General features: G+C 59.5%; 17 protein-coding genes and 1 tRNA gene. 9 read left to right on the forward strand and 9 right to left on the reverse strand.

The window, feature by feature from the left end; all coding sequences use genetic code 11:
• Nucleotides 1-16: 16 nt before the first annotated feature.
• The 7 genes from FDG13_RS16670 to FDG13_RS16700 all read right to left on the reverse strand — a co-directional run bounded on the left by FDG13_RS16670 (nucleotide 17) and on the right by FDG13_RS16700 (nucleotide 10387).
• Nucleotides 17-1546 carry a circularly permuted type 2 ATP-grasp protein gene (locus FDG13_RS16670; protein WP_180130720.1) on the reverse strand — a complete coding sequence of 510 codons (1530 nt, stop codon included), beginning with the start codon at nucleotides 1544-1546 and terminating at the stop codon, nucleotides 17-19.
• A gap of 178 nt (nucleotides 1547-1724) precedes the next feature.
• The gene (locus FDG13_RS16675) at nucleotides 1725-4193 is read right to left on the reverse strand and encodes a DNA internalization-related competence protein ComEC/Rec2 (protein ID WP_180130723.1); all 2469 of its coding nucleotides are present in this window, start codon (nucleotides 4191-4193) and stop codon (nucleotides 1725-1727) included.
• Nucleotides 4194-4219: 26 nt separating this feature from the next.
• On the reverse strand, nucleotides 4220-5644 hold the full coding sequence (locus FDG13_RS16680; protein WP_180130727.1) for a sodium-dependent transporter: 1425 nt from the start codon (nucleotides 5642-5644) through the stop codon (nucleotides 4220-4222).
• A 335-nt stretch (nucleotides 5645-5979) separates the two neighbouring features.
• Nucleotides 5980-6055: transfer RNA gene (locus tag FDG13_RS16685), tRNA-His, on the reverse strand.
• A 191-nt stretch (nucleotides 6056-6246) separates the two neighbouring features.
• Nucleotides 6247-6576, reverse strand: a complete 330-nt coding sequence (locus tag FDG13_RS16690; protein WP_180130731.1) for a hypothetical protein — start codon at nucleotides 6574-6576, stop codon at nucleotides 6247-6249.
• A gap of 108 nt (nucleotides 6577-6684) precedes the next feature.
• On the reverse strand, nucleotides 6685-8853 hold the full coding sequence (gene dinG / locus FDG13_RS16695; protein WP_180130734.1) for an ATP-dependent DNA helicase DinG: 2169 nt from the start codon (nucleotides 8851-8853) through the stop codon (nucleotides 6685-6687).
• Between the two features lie 337 nt (nucleotides 8854-9190).
• Nucleotides 9191-10387: an acetate/propionate family kinase gene (locus FDG13_RS16700; RefSeq protein WP_180130740.1), complete on the reverse strand. Its 1197-nt coding sequence runs from the start codon at nucleotides 10385-10387 to the stop codon at nucleotides 9191-9193.
• A gap of 347 nt (nucleotides 10388-10734) precedes the next feature.
• Between FDG13_RS16700 and FDG13_RS16705 the strand changes: the two genes are divergently transcribed.
• Nucleotides 10735-12231: a tagaturonate reductase gene (locus FDG13_RS16705; protein WP_180130742.1), complete on the forward strand. Its 1497-nt coding sequence runs from the start codon at nucleotides 10735-10737 to the stop codon at nucleotides 12229-12231.
• A gap of 223 nt (nucleotides 12232-12454) precedes the next feature.
• Nucleotides 12455-13873 (forward strand): pyruvate kinase, encoded by a 1419-nt coding sequence (gene pyk, locus FDG13_RS16710; RefSeq protein WP_180130744.1) that lies wholly within the window; start codon nucleotides 12455-12457, stop codon nucleotides 13871-13873.
• Between the two features lie 66 nt (nucleotides 13874-13939).
• On the opposite strand, the gene FDG13_RS16715 is transcribed toward pyk, so the two are convergent.
• Nucleotides 13940-14830 carry a LysR family transcriptional regulator gene (locus FDG13_RS16715; protein WP_180130746.1) on the reverse strand — a complete coding sequence of 297 codons (891 nt, stop codon included), beginning with the start codon at nucleotides 14828-14830 and terminating at the stop codon, nucleotides 13940-13942.
• 124 nt (nucleotides 14831-14954) lie between these two features.
• On the opposite strand from FDG13_RS16715, the gene FDG13_RS16720 reads away from it, so the two are divergent.
• The 3 genes from FDG13_RS16720 to FDG13_RS16730 are packed head-to-tail and all read left to right on the forward strand — an operon-like array spanning nucleotide 14955 to nucleotide 16878.
• Nucleotides 14955-15818, forward strand: coding sequence for an MBL fold metallo-hydrolase (locus tag FDG13_RS16720; RefSeq protein ID WP_180130748.1), 864 nt, complete (start codon nucleotides 14955-14957; stop codon nucleotides 15816-15818).
• A gap of 5 nt (nucleotides 15819-15823) precedes the next feature.
• Nucleotides 15824-16459: a DsbA family protein gene (locus FDG13_RS16725; protein WP_180130751.1), complete on the forward strand. Its 636-nt coding sequence runs from the start codon at nucleotides 15824-15826 to the stop codon at nucleotides 16457-16459.
• A 20-nt stretch (nucleotides 16460-16479) separates the two neighbouring features.
• Nucleotides 16480-16878, forward strand: coding sequence for a nuclear transport factor 2 family protein (locus FDG13_RS16730; RefSeq protein WP_180130753.1), 399 nt, complete (start codon nucleotides 16480-16482; stop codon nucleotides 16876-16878).
• A gap of 3 nt (nucleotides 16879-16881) precedes the next feature.
• Here the strand turns inward: FDG13_RS16730 and sugE are convergent, their stop codons facing one another.
• Nucleotides 16882-17202 carry a quaternary ammonium compound efflux SMR transporter SugE gene (sugE, locus tag FDG13_RS16735; protein ID WP_180130756.1) on the reverse strand — a complete coding sequence of 107 codons (321 nt, stop codon included), beginning with the start codon at nucleotides 17200-17202 and terminating at the stop codon, nucleotides 16882-16884.
• 366 nt (nucleotides 17203-17568) lie between these two features.
• Here sugE and FDG13_RS16740 point away from each other — a divergent pair, with 366 nt between their 5' ends.
• Genes FDG13_RS16740 through FDG13_RS16755 form a run of 4 tightly spaced genes read left to right on the forward strand, consistent with a single transcriptional unit; the run spans nucleotide 17569 to nucleotide 20131 of the window.
• Entirely contained in the window at nucleotides 17569-17883 is a 315-nt protein-coding gene (locus FDG13_RS16740; protein WP_180130759.1) for a DUF2282 domain-containing protein, read from the forward strand.
• A gap of 28 nt (nucleotides 17884-17911) precedes the next feature.
• On the forward strand, nucleotides 17912-18838 hold the full coding sequence (locus tag FDG13_RS16745) for a DUF692 domain-containing protein (RefSeq protein WP_180130761.1): 927 nt from the start codon (nucleotides 17912-17914) through the stop codon (nucleotides 18836-18838).
• Nucleotides 18835-19650 carry a DUF2063 domain-containing protein gene (locus FDG13_RS16750; RefSeq protein ID WP_180130766.1) on the forward strand — a complete coding sequence of 272 codons (816 nt, stop codon included), beginning with the start codon at nucleotides 18835-18837 and terminating at the stop codon, nucleotides 19648-19650. The genes FDG13_RS16745 and FDG13_RS16750 overlap by 4 nt, the downstream gene beginning before the upstream one ends.
• Nucleotides 19604-20131, forward strand: a complete 528-nt coding sequence (locus FDG13_RS16755; protein ID WP_180130769.1) for a DoxX family protein — start codon at nucleotides 19604-19606, stop codon at nucleotides 20129-20131. The genes FDG13_RS16750 and FDG13_RS16755 overlap by 47 nt, the downstream gene beginning before the upstream one ends.
• Nucleotides 20132-20149 lie beyond the last annotated feature (18 nt).

Here is a 20149-nt window from a genome sequence, read left to right on the forward strand (position 1 = left end):
TGGGTGATCTGGGTGGTCAGCTCGGGTCGGGCTCGCCGCTGGACTGGGTCTGCGACTGTGCCTGCGCCGCATGGGCGGCGGCAGAACGGTCGTCCTCCAACACCCAGGTGTCCTTGGTGCCACCACCTTGCGAGGAGTTGACCACCAGCGAGCCTTCTTTCAGCGCCACACGGGTCAGGCCACCCGGCACCATCTGCACAGATTTGCCGCTCAGCACATAGGGGCGCAGGTCAATGTGGCGTGGGGCAATGCCGCTCTCGACAAAGGTCGGGCAGCTCGACAGACTCAGCGTGGGCTGGGCGATGTACCCCGAGGGGTTGGCCATCACCGCTTTTTTGAAGTCTTCGACCTCGGCCTTGGTCGAGGCGGGGCCCACCAGCATGCCGTAGCCGCCCGCACCGTGCACCTCTTTGACCACCAGGTCCTTCATGTTGGCCAGCACATAAGCCAGGTCGTCCTTGTTGCGGCACATGTAGGTGGGCACATTGTTGAGGATCGGCTTTTCACCCAGGTAAAACTCGATCATCTTGGGCACATAGGGGTAGATCGACTTGTCGTCGGCGACACCCGTGCCGACCCCGTTGCAGATGCTCACATGGCCGGCCTTGTACACATCAAGCAGGCCGGCGCAGCCCAAGGTGGACTTGGGTCGAAACACGGTGGGGTCCAAAAAGTCGTCATCCACACGGCGGTAGATCACATCCACCCGCTGCGGGCCCCGGGTGGTGCGCATGTAGCAAAAGTTGTCCTTGCAGAACAAGTCCTGGCCTTCCACCAGCTCGACCCCCATCTGCTGCGCCAGGAAGGCGTGTTCAAAATAGGCGCTGTTGTACATGCCGGGGGTGAGCACCACCACGGTGGGCTCGGCCGTGGTGGCCGGGCTGCTTTCACGCAGGGTTTCCAGCAGCAAGTCAGGATAGTGGGCAATCGGCGCCACCCGGTGTTTGTTGAACAGGTCGGGAAAAAGCCGCATCATCATTTTGCGGTCTTCGAGCATGTAACTCACACCGCTGGGCACCCGCAGGTTGTCTTCGAGCACGTAGTACTCACCTTTGCCCTGGGCGTCAGGTGCACGCACCATGTCGATGCCCGAAATCTGTGAATACACCTGGTTGGGCACATCCACACCCATCATCTGTGGGCGGAACTGGGCGTTTTGTTCAATCTGCTCGCGCGGAATGTGCCCGGCTTTCAGAATGTCTTGGTCGTGGTAGATGTCATGCAGAAAGCGGTTCAGCGCGTTGACACGTTGGGCCAGACCCGCCTCCAGCATGCGCCACTCGTTGGCTGGGACAATGCGCGGAATCAGGTCAAACGGGATCAGGCGCTCGGTGCCCGCACCGTCTTCATCCTTGTCGCCATACACCGCAAAGGTGATGCCGACACGGCGGAAGATCATCTCAGCTTCTTCACGGCGTTTGGCCATCATGTCGCCCGGCTGGCGGGCTAGCCATTCGTCGTAAATTTTGTAGTGATCGCGGATTTGCGCGCCATGGGTGAAGAACTCATAGGGCAATTGCGTGTACATCTCGTCGAATTTCTGCATGAATTTCTTCTCCTGAGCAAACGATAGCAAGCTTTGGGCCAATCACCGGGGCAGTTGCCCCAGCGGCACAGGTTTATTTATGCCCCTTGATCCTGTCGTCAGGCTTTCCCAGGCGCGGGCTCCAAACCTGGCAAGTCTCAAAAAAAGCAAGGTGTTGGCAAGTCAGCCATGCAGCATCTCAGGGCACCGGGTGGTGCCAATAATGCCGATCCACCTGACGCTGACAGCGCACAACCTGCGCCACCCACGACCGCCATGTCGCAGCACCACAATGGGGCGTATCAAACAGCTGGACATCAAGCGTTTGATAACGCACCAAAACAGGGTGCGCCGGATGACCAAAGCGGTTTCTGTAACCCGCTTGCACCAGCGCAATGCGCGGTTGCACGGCTGTCAGAAAGGCCAAACTGCTGGAGGACTTGCTGCCGTGGTGCGGCACCAGCAGCACATCGGCGCGCAATGTGGACACGGCACCGGGCGGGCCACTGGCCAGCGCCTGCACCAATTGGGCCTCCTGCGGCTGCTCAATGTCTCCCGCCAGCAAGGCCGTCTGCTGGCCGTTGGTGATGCGCAGCACACAACTCAGGGCGTTGGGCTTGGTGAGCCGACCATAGTCGGCGGCCTGCGGGTGCAACACCTCAAAGTCCACCCTGTCCCACTGCCAGCGCTGGCCTGCCACACAGCGCTGGGCCGGGTCTGGTGTGACCAGGCCGTCCTCACCGGCCATCGAACTGATCAGCTGGGCCTGCGGCTGCATCGTCAACACCGCCTGGGCGCCACCGCTGTGATCGCTGTCGCGGTGGCTCAGCATCACGGTGTCGAGCCGCACTCCCAAAGCCCGCAGCAATGGCACCAGCACACGCTGGCCGGCATCACTCTCGCTGCTGAAGCGTGGGCCCGCGTCGTACAACAAAGTATGGTGCTGGGTGCGCACCAGCACCGCACTGCCCTGCCCGATGTCTGCAGCCAACAGCTCAAACTGACCAAGTGGCGGCCTGGGTGCCTGCCACAACAGCACCGGCAGCACCAGCGGCAGTGCGGCCAGACGCAGGCTCCAAGGCAGACGCAAGGCCAGCAACACACCTCCCAAGACCGCTGCCGCGCCAGCCCACCACGGTGCCTTGGCCACCCAGAGCACCGCCCACGGCCAGGCCGCAAGCCAGCGCAACACCTCGCCCAACAGGTCAATCACTCCAGCAGCCCAGGTCCACAAGCCGGGCACCACCACCCCGACCATGGCCAGCGGTGTCACCAGCAGCGTCACCAGCGGAATCGCCAACACATTCGCCAGCAAACCCACCAGAGAGACCTGACCAAACAACAACAGGCTCAAGGGTGTGAGCGCCAGCGTGATCACCCATTGCTCCCGCAACATCGCAACAAATCGGTCTCTAGCCCTTTTATCGATTGGGCTGGTAGCTCCCGAATCTGAAGCAAACAACACACCCACCGCCACAAAACTCAGCCAGAAGCCCGCCTGCAACAGGGCCCACGGGTCGAGCACCACCACCATCAAACAGGCCAGCAGCCAGACCTGCGGCCATGGCCAGCGCAGACCCAGCAAACGCAAGACACCCACGGTGGCCAGCATCAGCACCGTGCGTTGGGCGGGCACCCCCCAGCCGCTGAACAGGGCGTACAACGCCGCCAGCACCAAGCCACCGAGCAAGGCCGCGCTCGGTGCACTCAGCCACAGGCACAAGCGCGTGGAGCGCCGCCACACACCACCCACCAGCGCGGCGGCCAACCAGGCAAACATCGTGATATGCAGGCCAGAAATGCTCATCAAATGGGCCACACCGGTGGCGCGAAACACATCCCAGTCAGAGCGCTCAATCGCGCCTTGGTCACCCGTGACCAAGGCCGCCAACACACCGGCAGCGCGTGGGTCGGGCACCCTGGAAAAAATGGACGACCGCACCTGTTGACGCAAACGGTCCACCGGGTGCTGCCAGGTTTGCCCCAGACGCTGGGGCGGCGGGTCACGGCGGCCAGCGCGCACATAACCGATGGCCTGCACCCCCCGCTCCCACTGCCACAGCTCGTAGTCAAAGCCATGCGGGTTGAGGCCACCATGGGGCGCTTTGAGCCGCACATTGAACTGCCAACGCTCACCCGCCTGCACCTCAGACGGTGTGCGTTGCACCTCCCCCGACGGATCACTCGCGCCATCCCCCTGGCCAAACACACCGCTGTACCAGGCCAGCTCTAGGCGCTGCGGCAGCGCCACCGGCTGCCCATCGAGCCGGGCTGCGTCCTGCTCAAAACGAAAACGCAAACCCCCTTCAAAAGGCTGCGGCAAACCGGCCACCACACCGGTGAGCGCGATGTCACGTCCCTCCAGCGCTGGCGCCAAGGCCGAGTCGACAAACAGCGTGGCACGCCAGCCGGTGACACCCACCGCCAACACCGCAAAAGCCAGGCAAGTGGCGAGCGCCACCGCGCGCCCATATGCTTTTAAATATATAGCTATCAGCCCATATCCTATAAGAGCCAGAAGCACAAAAAGCATATAAATGGCAGACGGCCACAGTGCCGCCTGCTGCAGCTGCAGGGCGCTGCCCGCCAGGATCCCCAAGAGCGCAGGCGTCAAGCCCGGCAGACGCTGCGCTGTCGTGTGGTGAGAAGGGCCATGAAGCTCGGGCATGCCAAGATGCTAACGCCCGGCCTGCGTTAAAACAGCTTTAGCCCCTTGAGCATCACGATCAAGATCAAGGCTGGCGACACATAACGCAGCAAGAAAAACACCACGCGGACCAGTTGTTGGTTGTGCAACTGGCCTTGGTTGCTCATAGCTTGGCTGAACTTGTCCAACCCCCAGGCCCAGCCGACAAACAAGGCAATGAAAATGCCGCCAATCGGCAGGATGATGTTGGACGAGACAAAGTCAGCCAAATCAAACGCCGTCAAACCAAACAGCTTGAAATCAGCCAGCGTGCTGTTGCTCAGGGCACTGGCCGAGCCCAGAACCACCAGCAAAGCAATGGTCAACAGCGTGGCTTTCGGGCGCGACAACCCCATACGCTCATGCAGAATCACCACCGGCACCTCCATCAGCGACAACATGGCACCGGTGGCAGCAATGGAGGCCAGCACAAAGAAAACCACCATCAAGCCCTGCCCCATCGGAATCTGGGAAAACACCGCCGGAATCGTGATGAACACCAAGGCGGGTCCGGCCGTGGGTTCAAAACCAAAGGTGAACACCGCCGGAAAAATGGCGATACCAGCCAGCATCGAGATACACAAATCCGCCGCCATAACACGCACCGTGGTGAGCGGGATGTTCTGATCGTCACGGAAATAACTGCCATAGGTCATCATGGTGCCCATGCCAATCGACAGCTTGAAAAAGGCCAGCCCCATGGCGGTCAGCACCACCGAGGCGGTGATTTTGCTGAAATCGGGCTGGAACAAAAAGGCCAGGCCCTCCAACGCCTTGTCCAGGGTCAGACTGACGGCACACAACAACACCAGCAGCAGCAACAGGATCGGCATCAGCTTCTTGGTCATGGCCTCAATGCCCTTGGTGACCCCCATCAGCAAGATGCCACCAATAAACACCAGCACCGCCCACTGCCACAACAGCGATTGCAGCGGGTCACTGATCAAGGCGCCAAACGCGGCCTCGGTCACCTTCGGGTCACTGCTGAGGATGGCGCCACTCAACGCCTTGACCACATAGGCAAAAACCCAGGCGACCACTTCGGAATAAAACGACAAAATCAAAAAGGCGCCCAACATACCCGCCGCACCAATCAACCACCAGGGCTGACCTTTGGGTGCCAAAGCCTGCAAGGTGGAAATCGGGTTGGCCTTGCCCACACGCCCGAGTGAGATCTCGGCCATCATCACCGGCAAGCCAACCAGCAGGGTGGCCAGCACATACACCAGCAAAAAGCCAGCCCCCCCATTGGCGCCAGTCAGGTACGGGAACTTCCAGATGTTGCCCAGACCCACCGCCGAACCCAGCGTGGCCGCCAGCACACCAAAGCCGGTGCTGAAACCAACACGCGCAAGCCCAGACTTGGAAACCAGAGCAGAACTGGGGGCTGCCCCATCGGGCGTGATCAAATGGCTATTTTTATGACGTGACATAGAGACACACCGCAAAGGTGCTGCAAAAAGAAATAACGCTCAGGGCTTCGTGCAAAGCTCACACGGCCCAGGACCAGGTTTTGGTTGCCAGCGGCAGACCACAACAAATGACAGTCTGAAGCCCCAGGATAAAACCCCTGGCGCCACGTCCTCCTCTCTATCTCTGCAACCCTTATCACGTCATCTCGATGCTCCATGGTGGCCAAGGGGAAACATGCCGACCACACGCAGCAACACAGATTACTTCTTCAAACCATGTACCCATGACGACACAGGCCACCACCGGTGCAAAAAAAAACCTGCTAGTTTTAAAACAGCAGGTTTTTTGAATGACTTGGGGTGGCTGATGGGGCTCGAACCCACGACAACAGGAATCACAATCCTGGACTCTACCAACTGAGCTACAGCCACCGTGCCCAAAATTATAACATCACGTCACGGTCAAAATGCGGCGCGCTTGAATCCCAAAGCGAGACAGGGCCATTAACTTTCGATGGCCCCGCTGTGAGGACAACACAGTGCCTATGCAGACCCGCATGTTTTTGCACGCCTACCGAGAACACCTAACAACTGCGACAAAAAAACGATGGGCCAAAGCCGTATCAACGCGGCGTGATACGTTTGGGCTCGACATCCGTGACTGCCGTCACATCCGTCACCTCAGCATCGACCACGTTGTCCGCTCTGGCTGCCGCCCCGCCAGGCTGACCAAAGCCGCCCTGGTTAAAGCGTTGCCACATGGCCTGCCGATTCATCTGAAACGTCCATGGGCTCACCGGCTGGCCGGTCAACTTGGCCCACAACGCACGCAACAGCCACAGGATCAGGAACAAAAAGCCAGCGGCCAGCAGGCTGGCAAAAAACACCAGACCGGCCAGCAGCAAACCCACACGCACAATAAAACCCAGTAGTTTCAACAACACATCACTCAAAACATTGCTCCTTGTGAACCGTTCAGTTGGGGCGCTCATCCCCTTTTGCAAGCCACTTTACCTCGCCGATACAAGCCACCACACTCTGTGGCACAAGCGCTTTTTTCTTCAAAGCGACCCGGCAACGGCTTGCGTCTGCCCGCGCACCCGGCGCAGCACCGCATAGGGCGGCAAGCCCTGCAACATGCGCCTGCCATAGGCGGTGGACAGCAGGCGTTTGTCGTAACACACCACCCTCGCTTGATCGTCTTCGGTGCGGATGGCGCGCCCCGTCCACTGCAGCAGGCGGATGCCGGTGGCGGGCACGACCAGTTCAGAAAACGGGTCACGCCCTTCGCGTTTGAGCCACTCAGAGCGAGCCTCTTCCACCGGGTCAGACGGCGACGCAAACGGCAGCTTGGTGATGAACACCGTTTCACACAACTGTCCGGGTAAATCCAGCCCCTCACCAAACGACTGCATCCCAAAAATCACCGAGGGCTGGCCCGACTCCACGCGCGCCGTATGGGTGCCCAGCAAGCGCGCGCGCGACAACTGGCCCTGCACCAGCACTACACCCAACAGCGCAGCGTCCAGCGCGTCCACTGCGGCTTTCATCTGCACGCGTGAGGTGAACAACACCAATGCCCCGTGCGTCACCTCATGCAGATCTGCCTGCAAGGCGGCCACCATCTCGCGTGTGAAACTCTCCACCTGGCGCGGGTCGGCCACGGTGTCGACCACCAGCAACTGGCCCTGCTGGCGGTAGTCAAACGGACTGTCCACCGCCAGCGTACTGACGTGGTCGAGTTGATCGAGCCCTGTTTCTGCCAAAAAATAGTCAAAACTTCCACAACTGGTGAGGGACGCCGAGGTCACCACCGCACCACGCACCTGCCGCCATAAATGTTGGCGCAGCAGGCTACCGGGCACGATCGGGCAGGCATGGGCACTCAGCGACACCAGGCCGCTGCTGGTGTCGGACTTGAGCCACTTGGCCATCGGCTGTGCTTCATGCGCCAACAGCATGGCGGAGGTGCCCAGCACACTGTTGAGCTTGGGTGCCATCTGGCCCAGCTTGGCGTACTGCACCGAGTTCTGCGCGGCCTGTGTCGGGTCTTCCTTGGCGCGGAGTTTGAGTTCGGCACCGAGCGCTTCAAGCACGTCCGACAACCCCTTGGCGTGGCCGTGGATCAGGGTCATCGGTTCCACAAAGGCGTCGGGTAGGATACCGTCCGGAAATCGGTGCACGATGTCGTAACTGGCAGTCACACCACGCAGCAAATCCATCGCAATGCGGCCTGCGTCCAGCAGCGCGGTCTTGAGTTGCTGGGCCAGGGTGGTCACATCCTGCTCGACCGCCACACCCATTTTTTCAGCCACTTCGTGCAGGATTTTGGGCAGCTTGTCGAGCCAGCGCAGACCGGTCAGGTCCATCGCACCAGAGAACTGGTCGAGGGCCACCGCAGGCAGATGGTGGCCTTCGTCAAACACCACCAGGCAGTTGTCAAGTTCGGGCAGCGCTTTCATGCCGAGCGAGGCCAGCACCAGGTCATGGTTGGCCACAATCACCTGGGCCTGTGCGAGCAAGGTGCGCGCGTTGTAGTAACTGCAGTTGCGAAACAGCGGGCAGTGGCGTGCGGTGCAGGTGTGGCGCTCGGCCGCCACCGTGGACCAGTCGCGCGGGTCGGGTTGTTCGGCCAGGCTGTCGCGGTCACCATCCCAGCGGCCAGCGGCCAGCGCATTGGCCAGGGTGTCGTACAGGGCCATACGCCGCTCTTCGGGAGCTTGCCAGTCTTGGCCTTTGAGCTGTTTGGCGTACGCGGTGGGTGGTGGTGGCGCGTCTTCGTCCACCCCAAATAACTCGCTGCTGTCGTCCTCTCCGGCACCTGCCAGGCGCTCGAGCTTGAGTTTGCAGACATAACGGCCTCGGCCTTTGGCCAGCGCGTAGACAAAAGGCGTGTCCAGCGCTGCCGCCAGCGCGGGCAGATCTTTGGTCATGAGCTGCTCTTGCAGCGCCACCGTGGCGGTGGACACAACCACCCGGGTTTTGCGTGCCAGCGCCATCGCCACCGTGGTGGACAGGTACGCCGCCGATTTACCGACGCCAGTACCAGCCTGGATCACCGCAATGGCTTTTTCGGGGTCAGCATGCTCACCGAGGGTGACGTTGTGCAAGGCGGTGGCAATACGTTGGGCCATCTCACGCTGGCCGGGCCGGGACCGAAACGCCGAGGTGCTGGCGACCATCTGGTCAAACGCGGCCAGCGACAGCGCTGCCAAGGGCTGATCACTCAAAGCGCCACTCACCCGCACCCACCGTGGAAGCCTCAACAGCCTGCCACAGACAGCGCAACATGGGTATTTTTTTAATATAAATCATAGGCTTATGCCTAAACCAAGCTTCTGGCTCAGGCGCCAATGATTGTATCTGGCACGACGTCGCCCCTCGTGATGCACACCAAGACGGCCTTCACAGGTATGCCATCCAGGGCCATAAGCCAATAACCGGATCAGCGCAAGGTTGGCAACTCGCTACGCCGCATAGGCAAACGGTGGCTGCGGCCCCCGTATTGTCATGAACTAGACAGCGTTACCAAAGATACCCAACACCAGGTGTTGGCACCCAAAGGATTTAGGCCGCCGCAAGCAGGTTCATCGCGTGTTTGGCAATCATCATTTCTTCGTTGGTCGGCACAACAAAAGTGGGAACGCGTGCTTCTGCGGCCGAAATGTTGAATTGACGCGAAGAGTTGGCATCAGCATCCAGCTTGACACCGAGCCAGGCCAGACGTTGGGCAATCATATTGCGGATGTACGGCGAGTTTTCTCCAATACCTGCCGTAAACACCAGGGCATCAAGTCCGCCCATGGAGGCGGCCATCGCAGCGACTTCCTTGGCTACGCGAAAGCAGAACAAGTCCACAGCTTCTTTGGCATGGGGGTCGTCCGATTCCTCGAGCACCTTCATGTCATTGGACAGGCCCGACACACCCAGCAAACCCGAGCGCCGATACAACAGATCCTCAATGGCTTCCAGGTCCATCTTTTTCTCACGCATCAAATACAGCAGCACACCCGGATCAATGCTGCCCGTGCGGGTGCCCATCGGCACACCGTCCAGCGCCGTGAAGCCCATGGTGGTGTCCATGCTGAGACCGTCCTTGACGGCACACAGACTGGATCCATTGCCCAAATGACAGATCACGATGTGGCCCGTGGCCAATTCCGGTCGTGTGGCCAGCAGTTGTTTGCTGACGTATTCGTAAGACAGGCCGTGAAAACCGTATTTGCAAACACCTTCGTCGCTGAGTGCACGTGGCAGCGCATAGGTCTTAGCCTGCTTGGGTTGGGTGCTATGGAAAGCGGTGTCAAAACAAGCTACCTGATCCAGCTCAGGGTGATTGCGTGCCAGGATGTGGATGGGCGCCAAATTGTGTGGCTGATGCAGCGGCGCCAGCGGAACCAACTGCTCCAGATCGTTCAACAACTCAGGCGTGACTTTCATTGGCCGACCCAGGAAGCGCCCGCCATGAACAACACGGTGGCCAGCAGCAACAATCTGATCATCCACCAGGGTGGTGCTGATCCAGTCCAGCAAATACTGGAGCATGATGTCGCGACTGTTCGAGTCGCTTTCGCTCCAGCTGTGTTTGGCCAAAACGCGGCGACTGGCGTCTTTGGCTTCAAAGGTGGCAAGACTGCCAATTCCCGCAATCTGCCCGGACAGAACAGTCTGCAACTCGGTGGAGTCTGTCACTTGCCGAAATACCGAAAACTTCAGACTCGAAGAACCGGCGTTGAGAACCAGATAGGCTTTGTGCTTGGTCATGTTCACTTTTCACTGTGTTGGTTGAACAACGCCCAATGGACATCAAGTCACCTCAGGCTGAAGCCGAGAATATACGACAAAGTTTGCATTTTATGAAACGTTGTTTCAATTATTTGTGAAAAAAGTCATCACAAACAAAACACTGTTTCATGTTTCTTGGATTTTGATCCAATTTGGTGTAGAGTCCGCGCCTGTCAAACACACACAAGTGTGAATCAAGCGATCAAGCGCCTGCCCAGGCCAAGCCTTACCCCATTGGCCGCTTTGACGGCACATTCTGACAAACACCTGAAGTGAGCTGCGCTCTTGGAGACGCACCGGAACAAATGACCAGAAAGGATCAAGACATGTATGAACTGAACCGCCAAAGGCTTGCCGAGGGCAAACTGAGCGTTGAATCAACAGCCCCGTCGTCCCTGAAACCCGTGCGCATTCTGCAAATTGGTGACGGCAATTTTCTGCGCGCCTTTGTCGACTGGATGGTCGATGTGACCAATGGTGCCGGCCTGATGAACGCCGAAGTGATCATGGCGCAGCCCATCGACCGCGGTATCGCCGACCTGATGAAAGCCCAGGACCAGCTGTTCACGGTTTTGCTGCGCGGCGTGCAAAACGGCCAACCGGTCCAGTCCAAGCGCTTGGTGAGCTGTGTCAAAGACACCCTCAACCCCTACACCCAATGGGATGCCATGCTAGCCACCATGCAGGACCCGGCGCTGCGTTTTGTCGTCTCCAACACCACCGAGGCCGGTATCGCCTATGTCCCAGAAGCCATGGTCGAGGGCAAATGCCCTGCCAACTTCCCGGCCAAAGTGACGGCGCTGCTGTTGGCCCGTTTCAAAGCATTTGGAGGCTCTCCTGAGTCGGGCTTGGTGTTCCTGCCCGCTGAGCTGATCGAGGCCAACGGCACCAAGCTCAAAAACTACTTGCTGCAGTTTGCACAAGCCTGGGACTTGCCCGCAGAGTTCATCAACTGGGTGCAGGCACATAACGTGTTCTGCAACACCCTGGTGGACCGCATCGTCCCGGGCTTTCCTGCTGCTGAAGCAGAAGCACTGTTTGCCGACTTTGGCTACAAGGACCCCTTGACCGTGGCGGCCGAGCCGTTCCTGCTGTGGGTCATCGAAGGGCCGGCCAAGATCGCCGACGAACTGCCGCTGCACAAGGCTGGCCTGGATGTGGTGTGGACAGAGGACTTGCAGCCCTACCGCACACGCAAGGTGCGCATTCTCAATGGTGCCCATACCGCGAGCTCGCTGGCTGCCTACTGCGCCGGGCTGGACACCGTGCGTGAGATGACCGAAGACGCTGTGGTGTCCAAGTTCCTGAACAAGGTGATGTTCGAGGAGATTGTTCCCTTTGTGCCGCTGCCTGAGGCCGAGCGCAAGGCTTATGCAGAAACCATTGTGGAGCGTTTTGCCAACCCACACATCCGCCACGAACTGATCTCGATTGCCTTGAATTCGGTCTCCAAGTGGCAGGTGCGCGTGTTGCCCACCATCAAGGATTACGCCGCCAAACACGGCAATTCACCCGCCGGGCTCTCGTTTTCATTGGCTGCGTTGCTCACTTTTTATGACGGACAGTTCGCTGCCAACGGGGACTACCAGGGTCTGCGCCAGGGACAAAGTTATCCGATCAAAGACAACGCCGACATCCTGGTCATCATGCACGCTGCGTGGCATGGCGCCACGGACATGGGCCAAGTCGCCACATCTCTGCTTGCAGACATCCGCCTGTGGGGCGAGGACCTGACCCAGGTTCCCGGCTTGGCGCAGCAGACGACCAACGCTTTGATCCGGATCAAGGAGATCGGTATCAAGTCAGCCATGAGCGCGCTGTGAACCCGTGAAGAAGGCAAAATACAGGTTCCTGCGCTTTACATCAACAAGCTAACAGAAAACTGACTATCCACAATGACCACATACACGATCTAGCGCAAGTCGACCATCGATGGCACCGAGCGTGAACAGGTTCCACCTGGCTCGATGCTCCCTAGCGGAACATCGAGTGAACGTTAATGACTCACAGAGCGAGATTTTTAAAATGACTAAGGAATTGAAAAAAATGCACCGTAACCGTAACGCCAAAATCGTCGCTACCCTCGGACCAGCCAGTGCTGACCGTGAAACCATTCAAGCCCTGTTTGAAGCTGGCGCCGACGTTTTCCGTCTGAATTTCAGCCACGGCACACAAGAAGACCACAAACAGCGCCTGGACACCATCCGCGCCATCGAACGCCATGCCGGCCGCCCGATTGGCGTGCTGCTCGATCTGCAAGGCCCCAAGTTGCGCCTGGGCACGTTTGCCAAGGGACCGATCATGCTGGCCGAAGGCGCGTCTTTCCGTCTGGACTTGAACACCGACAAACCCGGTGATCAAACCCGGGCGCCGATGCCCCACCCTGAAATTTTTAATGCCTTGGAAATTGGCACCGACTTGTTGGTCGACGACGGCCGGGTGCGCCTGCGGGTGGAGAGTTTTGGCCCCGACTTTGCAGAAACCCGCGTGATCGCCGGTGGTGCTGTGTCTGACCGCAAAGGTGTCAATGTGCCGGGTGTCGTCCTGCCGCTGTCGGCCCTGACAGAAAAAGACCGTTCAGACTTGGACTACGGACTGACACTGGGTATCGACTGGATTGCGCTGTCATTTGTTCAGCGCCCAGAAGACATCGTCGAAATCAAAGCCATCGTCAAAGGCCGGGCACGTATTGTGGCCAAGCTTGAAAAACCGGCAGCCATCCTGAGCCTCGATGCCATCGTGGCTGAAACGGATGCGGTGATGGTGGCGCGTGGTGATCTGGGTGTGGAAATGCCGCCAGAACAAGTGCCAGCCATTCAGAAACGCATCGTCCGTGCGTGCCGCGAAGCCGGCAAACCGGTGATTGTGGCCACACAGATGCTCGAATCCATGGTCACCGCACCGGTGCCCACCCGTGCCGAAGCCTCCGACGTGGCCACCGCGATTTACGACGGCGCCGATGCCGTGATGTTGTCCGCCGAGTCCGCCTCCGGCAAATACCCAGTCGAAGCCGTGAGCATGATGAACTCCATCATTGCGCAAACCGAAGCTGACCCCTACTACCGTGAGGCGATCAAAGCCTCTCAGACCACCCACATCCCGGTACCGTCTGACGCCATCGGTGTGGCGGTGCGCAACGTGGCTGAGCTACTGAATGTGGCAGCTGTTGTAGCCTACACCAGCTCGGGTTATTCCGCGCTGCGTATGGCACGCGAACGCCCTCAGGCACCCATCATTGGCATGACACCAAAGCGTGCCGTTGCACGTCAGTTGGCCCTGACCTGGGGCGTCTACCCAGTGTTGTGCCATGACGTTCAAGACGTGCTGGAGATGAGCGACTGGGCCTGCGAAACTGCCAAAAAAGAAGGCTTGGGCAAAACGGGCGACACCATCGTGGTGTCGGCTGGTGTTCCCTTCAACACTTCAGGCACCACCAATTTGATGCGTATCGCACAAATCGGCTGATAAAAAAAAGCTAGCGCCAACGCGCTTGTCCCGGCTTCGGGGCAAGCGCGTTTTTCTTTTTGTGCGTTACCACGGCACCGTGGCAAAACGCGCCACCAGATAGTCCAGCAAAGCGCGCACCGCCGGGGACAAATTCTTGCGTGAGGGGTACAGCGCGTAGATCACCATGTCGGGCAGTGTCCATTCGGGCAACACCTGTTGCAGACTGCCGTCGGCCAGATGGCGGTTGGCCAGATAAGTCGGCTGCAGCGCAATGCCACCACTGGCCAGCGCGGCGCTCAACAAGGCGGTGGCTTCGTTGGCGCTGAGGTGGCTGCCCACGCTGACTTGGGCTTGCTCTTCCCCACGGCGCAGTGTCCAGACACTTTTACCAAAGTTGGCGTAACTCAGGCAGCGGTGTTTGGCCAGGTCGGCCGGGCCCTCAGGCAGACCGTGTGTCGCCAGGTAAGACCTGGAGGCCACCAGCACCGAAGCACACGGTGCCAACACGCGGCCAATCAGCGCCGGGTCAGGCTCGGCGCTGATACGGATGGCCAGGTCAATGCGCGCGTCCACCAAATTGAGCGCCCCTTCGCTGGCATTGAGGTCGATCTTGAGCTGCGGGTACTGCACCAGAAAGTCGGCCACAGCCGCCGCCAGCTGCGCGTAGGCAAACGACACACTGCAGGTGATGCGCAACTGCCCACGCAGGGCACTGTCAGGGCTGCTGGTTTCTTCCTCCACGTCAGCCATCAGCGCCAGCATTTGCTGGCTGCGGCGCAGGCAGTGTTCACCGGCATCGGTGAGTCTCACGCTGCGGGTGGTGCGCTGCAACAGGCGCGCGCCGAGCCACTGCTCCAGCTCAGCCACATACCGCGTCACCATGGCGCGGGACATGTCCAGCTTGTCGGCCGTGGCGCTGAAGCTGCCACTGCTGGCCACGTCCACAAACACCTGCATGGCGCTTAAACGGTCCATATTTGATCAAATTTTGAAACAGTAACGGCCGGATTATGCTGTTTATCTGCGCGATTATTGCAATTACAGTTCATTTCAGCGCTACAGAGTAGCCATTCTTTGAACCACATACTAGGAGTTTTCCATGATCCGCACCACCGTTATCGCCGCCTCTCTCGCCATTGCTTTCACCGCCCAAGCCGCCCAGCCCTTGAGCGTCAAGGTCTACAACGCTGACGGCAACAGCTTCAATGTCAACGCCACCTTGGTCTATGGCGAAAAAGACGCTGTAGTCATTGACGCGGGCTTCACCCGGGCCGACGCCCTGCGTATCGCCGCCAATGTGCTCGACAGCGGCAAACAGCTCACCACCATTTACGTCAGCCAAGCCGACCCGGACTACTACTTTGGCGTGGAAACCCTGAAAACGTTCTTCCCCCAGGCCGATGTGGTGAGCACACCCGCCGTGCTGGCCAAACTCACCGCCAAGCTGGCAGGCAAGGTCACCTTCTGGGGCCCCAAGATGGGTGCCAATGCGCCGCACACGCCAGTGGTGCCTCATGCATTGGAGGGCAACACCCTGACGCTGGAAGGCCAAACGATTGAGATCCGTGGCACCCAGGGCCTGTTGGCGCACCGCCCCTATGCCTGGATTCCGTCCATCAAGGCCATCGCTGGCAACATCGGTGTGTTTGGCAACATGCATGTGTGGACCGCTGATACCCAGACTGCCGCTGAACGCGCCGCCTGGGTCGCGCAACTCGATGAGATGGCCGCGCTGAAGCCCGCCTTGGTGGTACCCGGCCACATGAAGGCAGGCAGCGCGGTGGATGCCAGCGCGATCAGCTTCACCAAGGACTACCTGCTGAGCTTTGAGAAAAATCTGGCGGCCAGCAAGACCAGCGCCGAGCTGATTGGTGCCATGAAACAGGCCTACCCACATCTCACCGATGGTGCCATGTCGCTCGACATCGGCGCCAAGGTCAACACCGGTGAAATGAAGTGGTAAGCAGCATGCCAAACACCCTCACCTACCTGTTTGACCCGCTGTGTGGCTGGTGTTATGGCGCCTCACCCGTGCTCCAGCAGCTGGCGCAACACAGCCACATTCACCTGGAACTGGCCCCCACGGGCCTGTTCAGCGGAGCGGGTGGGCGCGTCATGGATGCAGGGTTTGCGGCCTATGCCTGGTCCAACGACCAACGCATCCAAAAACTCACCGGCCAGCGTTTTACCGAGGCCTATAGGGCGCAGGTTCTGGGCAAAACCGGTAGCCGTTTTGACTCTGATGCGGTCACACTGGCCTTGACGGCGGTGTCACTGACCGAACCGCATCGTGAACTGGCAGCCTTGAAGCTACTGCAGGAAGCCCGTTATGTGCAGGGGCAGGACACCAGCGCACTGTCCACCGTGGTCGATATCCTGCGCGAACACGACCTGGCCCTTGCCGCTGAGCTTCTGCTGGCCGGTGACAGCCAACTGAAAACAGCCAACAACTCGCGTGTACAACAAGCACAACAGCTGATGCACAGCCTGGGCGCACAAGGTGTGCCCGCCTTGGTACTGAGCCAAGGCGGCTCCCTGCGCTTGCTGCGCAGTGAGCTGCTATTTGGCAACATCGAGGCCCTGCTGGCGGCGATCACGGCTTGAGCTACAAACAAAAGGCACCTATGGACACCAACACAACCCCAATCAACATCGTCCGCGCACATTACGCCGCGTCGGCCAAGGGCGACATTCAAGCGATGATGGCCCATGTGTCACCCCAAGTGCGCTGGACAGAAATGGCCGGATTCCCCTGCGCTGGCACCTGGATCGGGCCACGGGCCGTGATCGACAACGTCTTTGTCGCGCTGGGCCGGGATTGGGACGGTTTTCACTTTGAACTGGAGCAACTCATTGATGGAGGTAACCACATCGTCGGCATCGGCACCTACTACGGCACTTGCCGCAGCACGGGCAAACCCATGCAGGCGCGTGTCACCCATGTCTGGAAATTACACGGTGGGGAGGTGGTGGCTTTCGAGCAGTTCACCGACACCCTGCTGGTCCACCAAGCCATGCAATAACACTCAGGCCGCAGACGACAGCTTCAAACCCACAATGCCTGCCACCACCAGGCCCAGACTGAAGAGCCGCGCTGCCGAGACAGGCTCACTCAACAGGATCATGCCAACAATGGCTGTGCCCACCGCGCCAACACCCACCCAAACCGCATAGGCCGTCCCCACCGGCAAGTCACGCATGGCCCAGCCCAGCAAACCCACGCTGATGGCCATGGCGGCAACGGTTCCCACAGACGGCCAAAAGCGGCTAACACCTTCGGTGTATTTCAAGCCCACAGCCCAGCCCACTTCAAACAATCCGGCAACAAGAAGAACCAACCAGTTCATAGACGCTCCACAGTCGAGTGGGGCCGTCCCCGATGAATGTCACCAAGCAAAGTCGTCCCTGCATTGGGCCATCACCACGGTGGCGACAGCGCGGGGATTTTAGGGTTGACCTGTGTGACCTGCGTCCGCCAGGGGGAAGGGCTGGGCCCTTGGGTGCATCCCTCTCCTCGTCAGCAGTTGCATGCCAAGGAAGTGGCCAAGTGCTGCGTGATGCATCAGCCCACGATGTACCAGACACCTGCAAGTTTTTTTGCCGTGTTGTGTAAGAAATCGACCGCCCCACCGACTAAACCATCAGCACGGTACAAAAAGTGTTTCGTGCGGTTCCCCTACTTCCCCTATGTCAACTTTTTAAAGGACAGTCACATGACAACCCAAACCACCACTTCACGTTACACCACAACTGCTGGCCTGGCGCTGGCCATGAGCGCGGCCCTGACCATTGCGGCAACCCCTATCGCCGCCCAAGCGGCCGACATGGAGAAGTGTTTTGGCGTGGCCCTCAAAGGCAAAAACGACTGCAAAGCAGGTGCGGGTACCACCTGCGCAGGCACCTCCAAGATGGACTACCAAGGCAATGCCTGGTCGATGGTTCCCAAGGGTACCTGCGAAAAAACCATGTCCAAAACCTCGCCCACAGGTTTTGGACAACTGCAAGAGTTCAAGGAAGTCAAAGCCTGATCGGCCCTTAAGGAACGGAGCACCTGGCATGTTGAACCTGACCAACACAGAGCTTCAGACCCAGCTTGCTCCCACCCACCCCCTGCCCACCCGGGCGGGGGTGGGGCTCAAGCCTGAACACTTTCAGGACGTCTTGAGCACGCAGCCAGACATCGGCTTCTTTGAAATCCATGCCGAAAATTACATGGTGCCCGGGGGGCCGTTTCACCATTACCTCACCTGCATCAGGGAACGTTATGCACTCTCGATCCACGGTGTGGGGCTGTCCATCGGCGCCGATGGGCCGCTGAACCTGGATCATCTGCAAAACCTGAAGCACTTGCTGGACCGTTATCAGCCGCAATCGTTCTCGGAACATCTGGCCTGGTCAACACACGGCACAAGCTTCTTGAACGACTTGCTGCCGCTACCTTACACCACCACCACACTGCAGGGTGTATGCGACCACATTGACCAGGTGCAGTTGCACCTGGGTCGGCGTATGTTGCTGGAAAACCCGGCCACCTACCTTGAATTTGCATCATCCACCTGGAGCGAAGCCGCGTTTTTATCCGAGGTGATTCGGCGTACTGGCTGCGGGCTGCTGCTGGACGTGAACAACGTGTATGTCAGCAGCATCAACCACCAGCGCAACGCACAGGCCGTCATCCGCGCCTTGCCCTTGGCCCAGGTCGGTGAGATCCATGTGGCCGGTTTTGCCGAGTCTCAAGACAGCAACGGTGATCTGCTGCTGATTGACAGCCATGGCACCCCGGTGGCGCAAGCCGTGTGGGACTTGTACACCTTCACCCTGGCGTTGACCGGCCCAGTGGCCACCCTGCTGGAACGCGACAACCACATTCCGCCTTGGCCGGTGTTGCTGGCCGAGGCCGGGCTGGCCGAAGACCATTTGCGCGCAGCGGCGGGCAAACATCAACCCAGCCAACGACCTTGCCCAGCTGAGGTGAGCGCATGAGCAACCAGGCCGACTTCGCACGCGCGCTGCTCGACCCCGAATTGGCTTGCCCGGGTGGTCTGCACAGCTGGAACGGCAGCAACCCGGCCACACGTTTTGCGGTGTACCGCAACAACGTGATGGTGTCTTTGGTCGACGCCCTGGCTGACACCTACCCGGTCGTGCAAGCGCTGGTGGGCAACGATTTTTTCAGCGCCATGGCGCGTGTTTTTGCCCAAGCCAAGCCGCCTCGCTCAGCCGTTTTGGCGTATTACGGACAAGACTTTGCCGCGTTCATCGACAGCTTTGCGCCAGCAACCAGCGTGCCCTATCTGGCGGATGTGGCCCGGCTGGAAATGGCCCGGGTGTTGGCCTACCATGCAGCCGATGTGGCGCCGATCTCCCCGCAGACATTACAAAACGTGCTGACTGACCCACAACAACTGGCCTCGGCACAGCTGGTCTTACACCCCTCGGCTCAGATCATGGCCTCACCCTTTGCTGTGTTGTCCATTTGGGCTGCGCATCAGGACAAGGACAACCCGTCGGCATTCGACCCCACCCCAGCCCAGACGGTGCTGGTGTTCAGACACGGCCTGGCTGTGGACATGCTGGAACTGCTCAAGGGGACAGCACAGTTTGTCCAGGCCCTGCACACCGGGCACACGCTGCTGGTGGCTGCCGAGCAGGCTGCCCAATGTGAGGCGGCATTTGACCTGACCCAGACCCTGGCGTTGCTGCTGCGCTTGCAGCTCATCACCCACTTCACCAGCAAAGACCCAAGCCATGACAACACACCCAGACCCCTTGAGACCGCCGACGCTACCCCATGACAGCGGGGTCTCTGGCTTGATGTGGCGGTTCATCCGTTTGACTGAGTCTTTCCCCAACAGCTTGCTGGCGTTTGTGGCACGTTTTTCCATCGCTGCGGTGTTCTGGAAGTCGGGGCAGACCAAAATCCAAGGCTTTGAGCTGGACATCGTCAACGGTGAATTCATCTGGGGTTGGCCACGCCTGTCGGATTCGGTGGTGGATCTGTTCCGTGATGAGTACCGCCTGCCCCTGCTGCCACCAGACATCGCCGCCATGCTGGCGGCAACGGCTGAACATGTCTTCCCGGTACTGATCCTGCTGGGCCTCGCAACCCGCCTGTCGGCGTTGGCACTGCTGGGCATGACGCTGACCATCCAGTTGCTTGTCTACCCCGATGCCTACCCCACCCACGGCACCTGGGCTGCTGTCTTGTTGTACCTGACGGCGCATGGGCCGGGCCAGCTGTCTGTAGACCACTGGATAACCCGGCGTTACCGCTGAGCAGCAGCGTGTGCTGCA

This window comes from Rhodoferax sp. BLA1 (genome assembly GCF_013416775.1).
In the GTDB taxonomy this organism is placed as follows: domain Bacteria; phylum Pseudomonadota; class Gammaproteobacteria; order Burkholderiales; family Burkholderiaceae_C; genus Rhodoferax.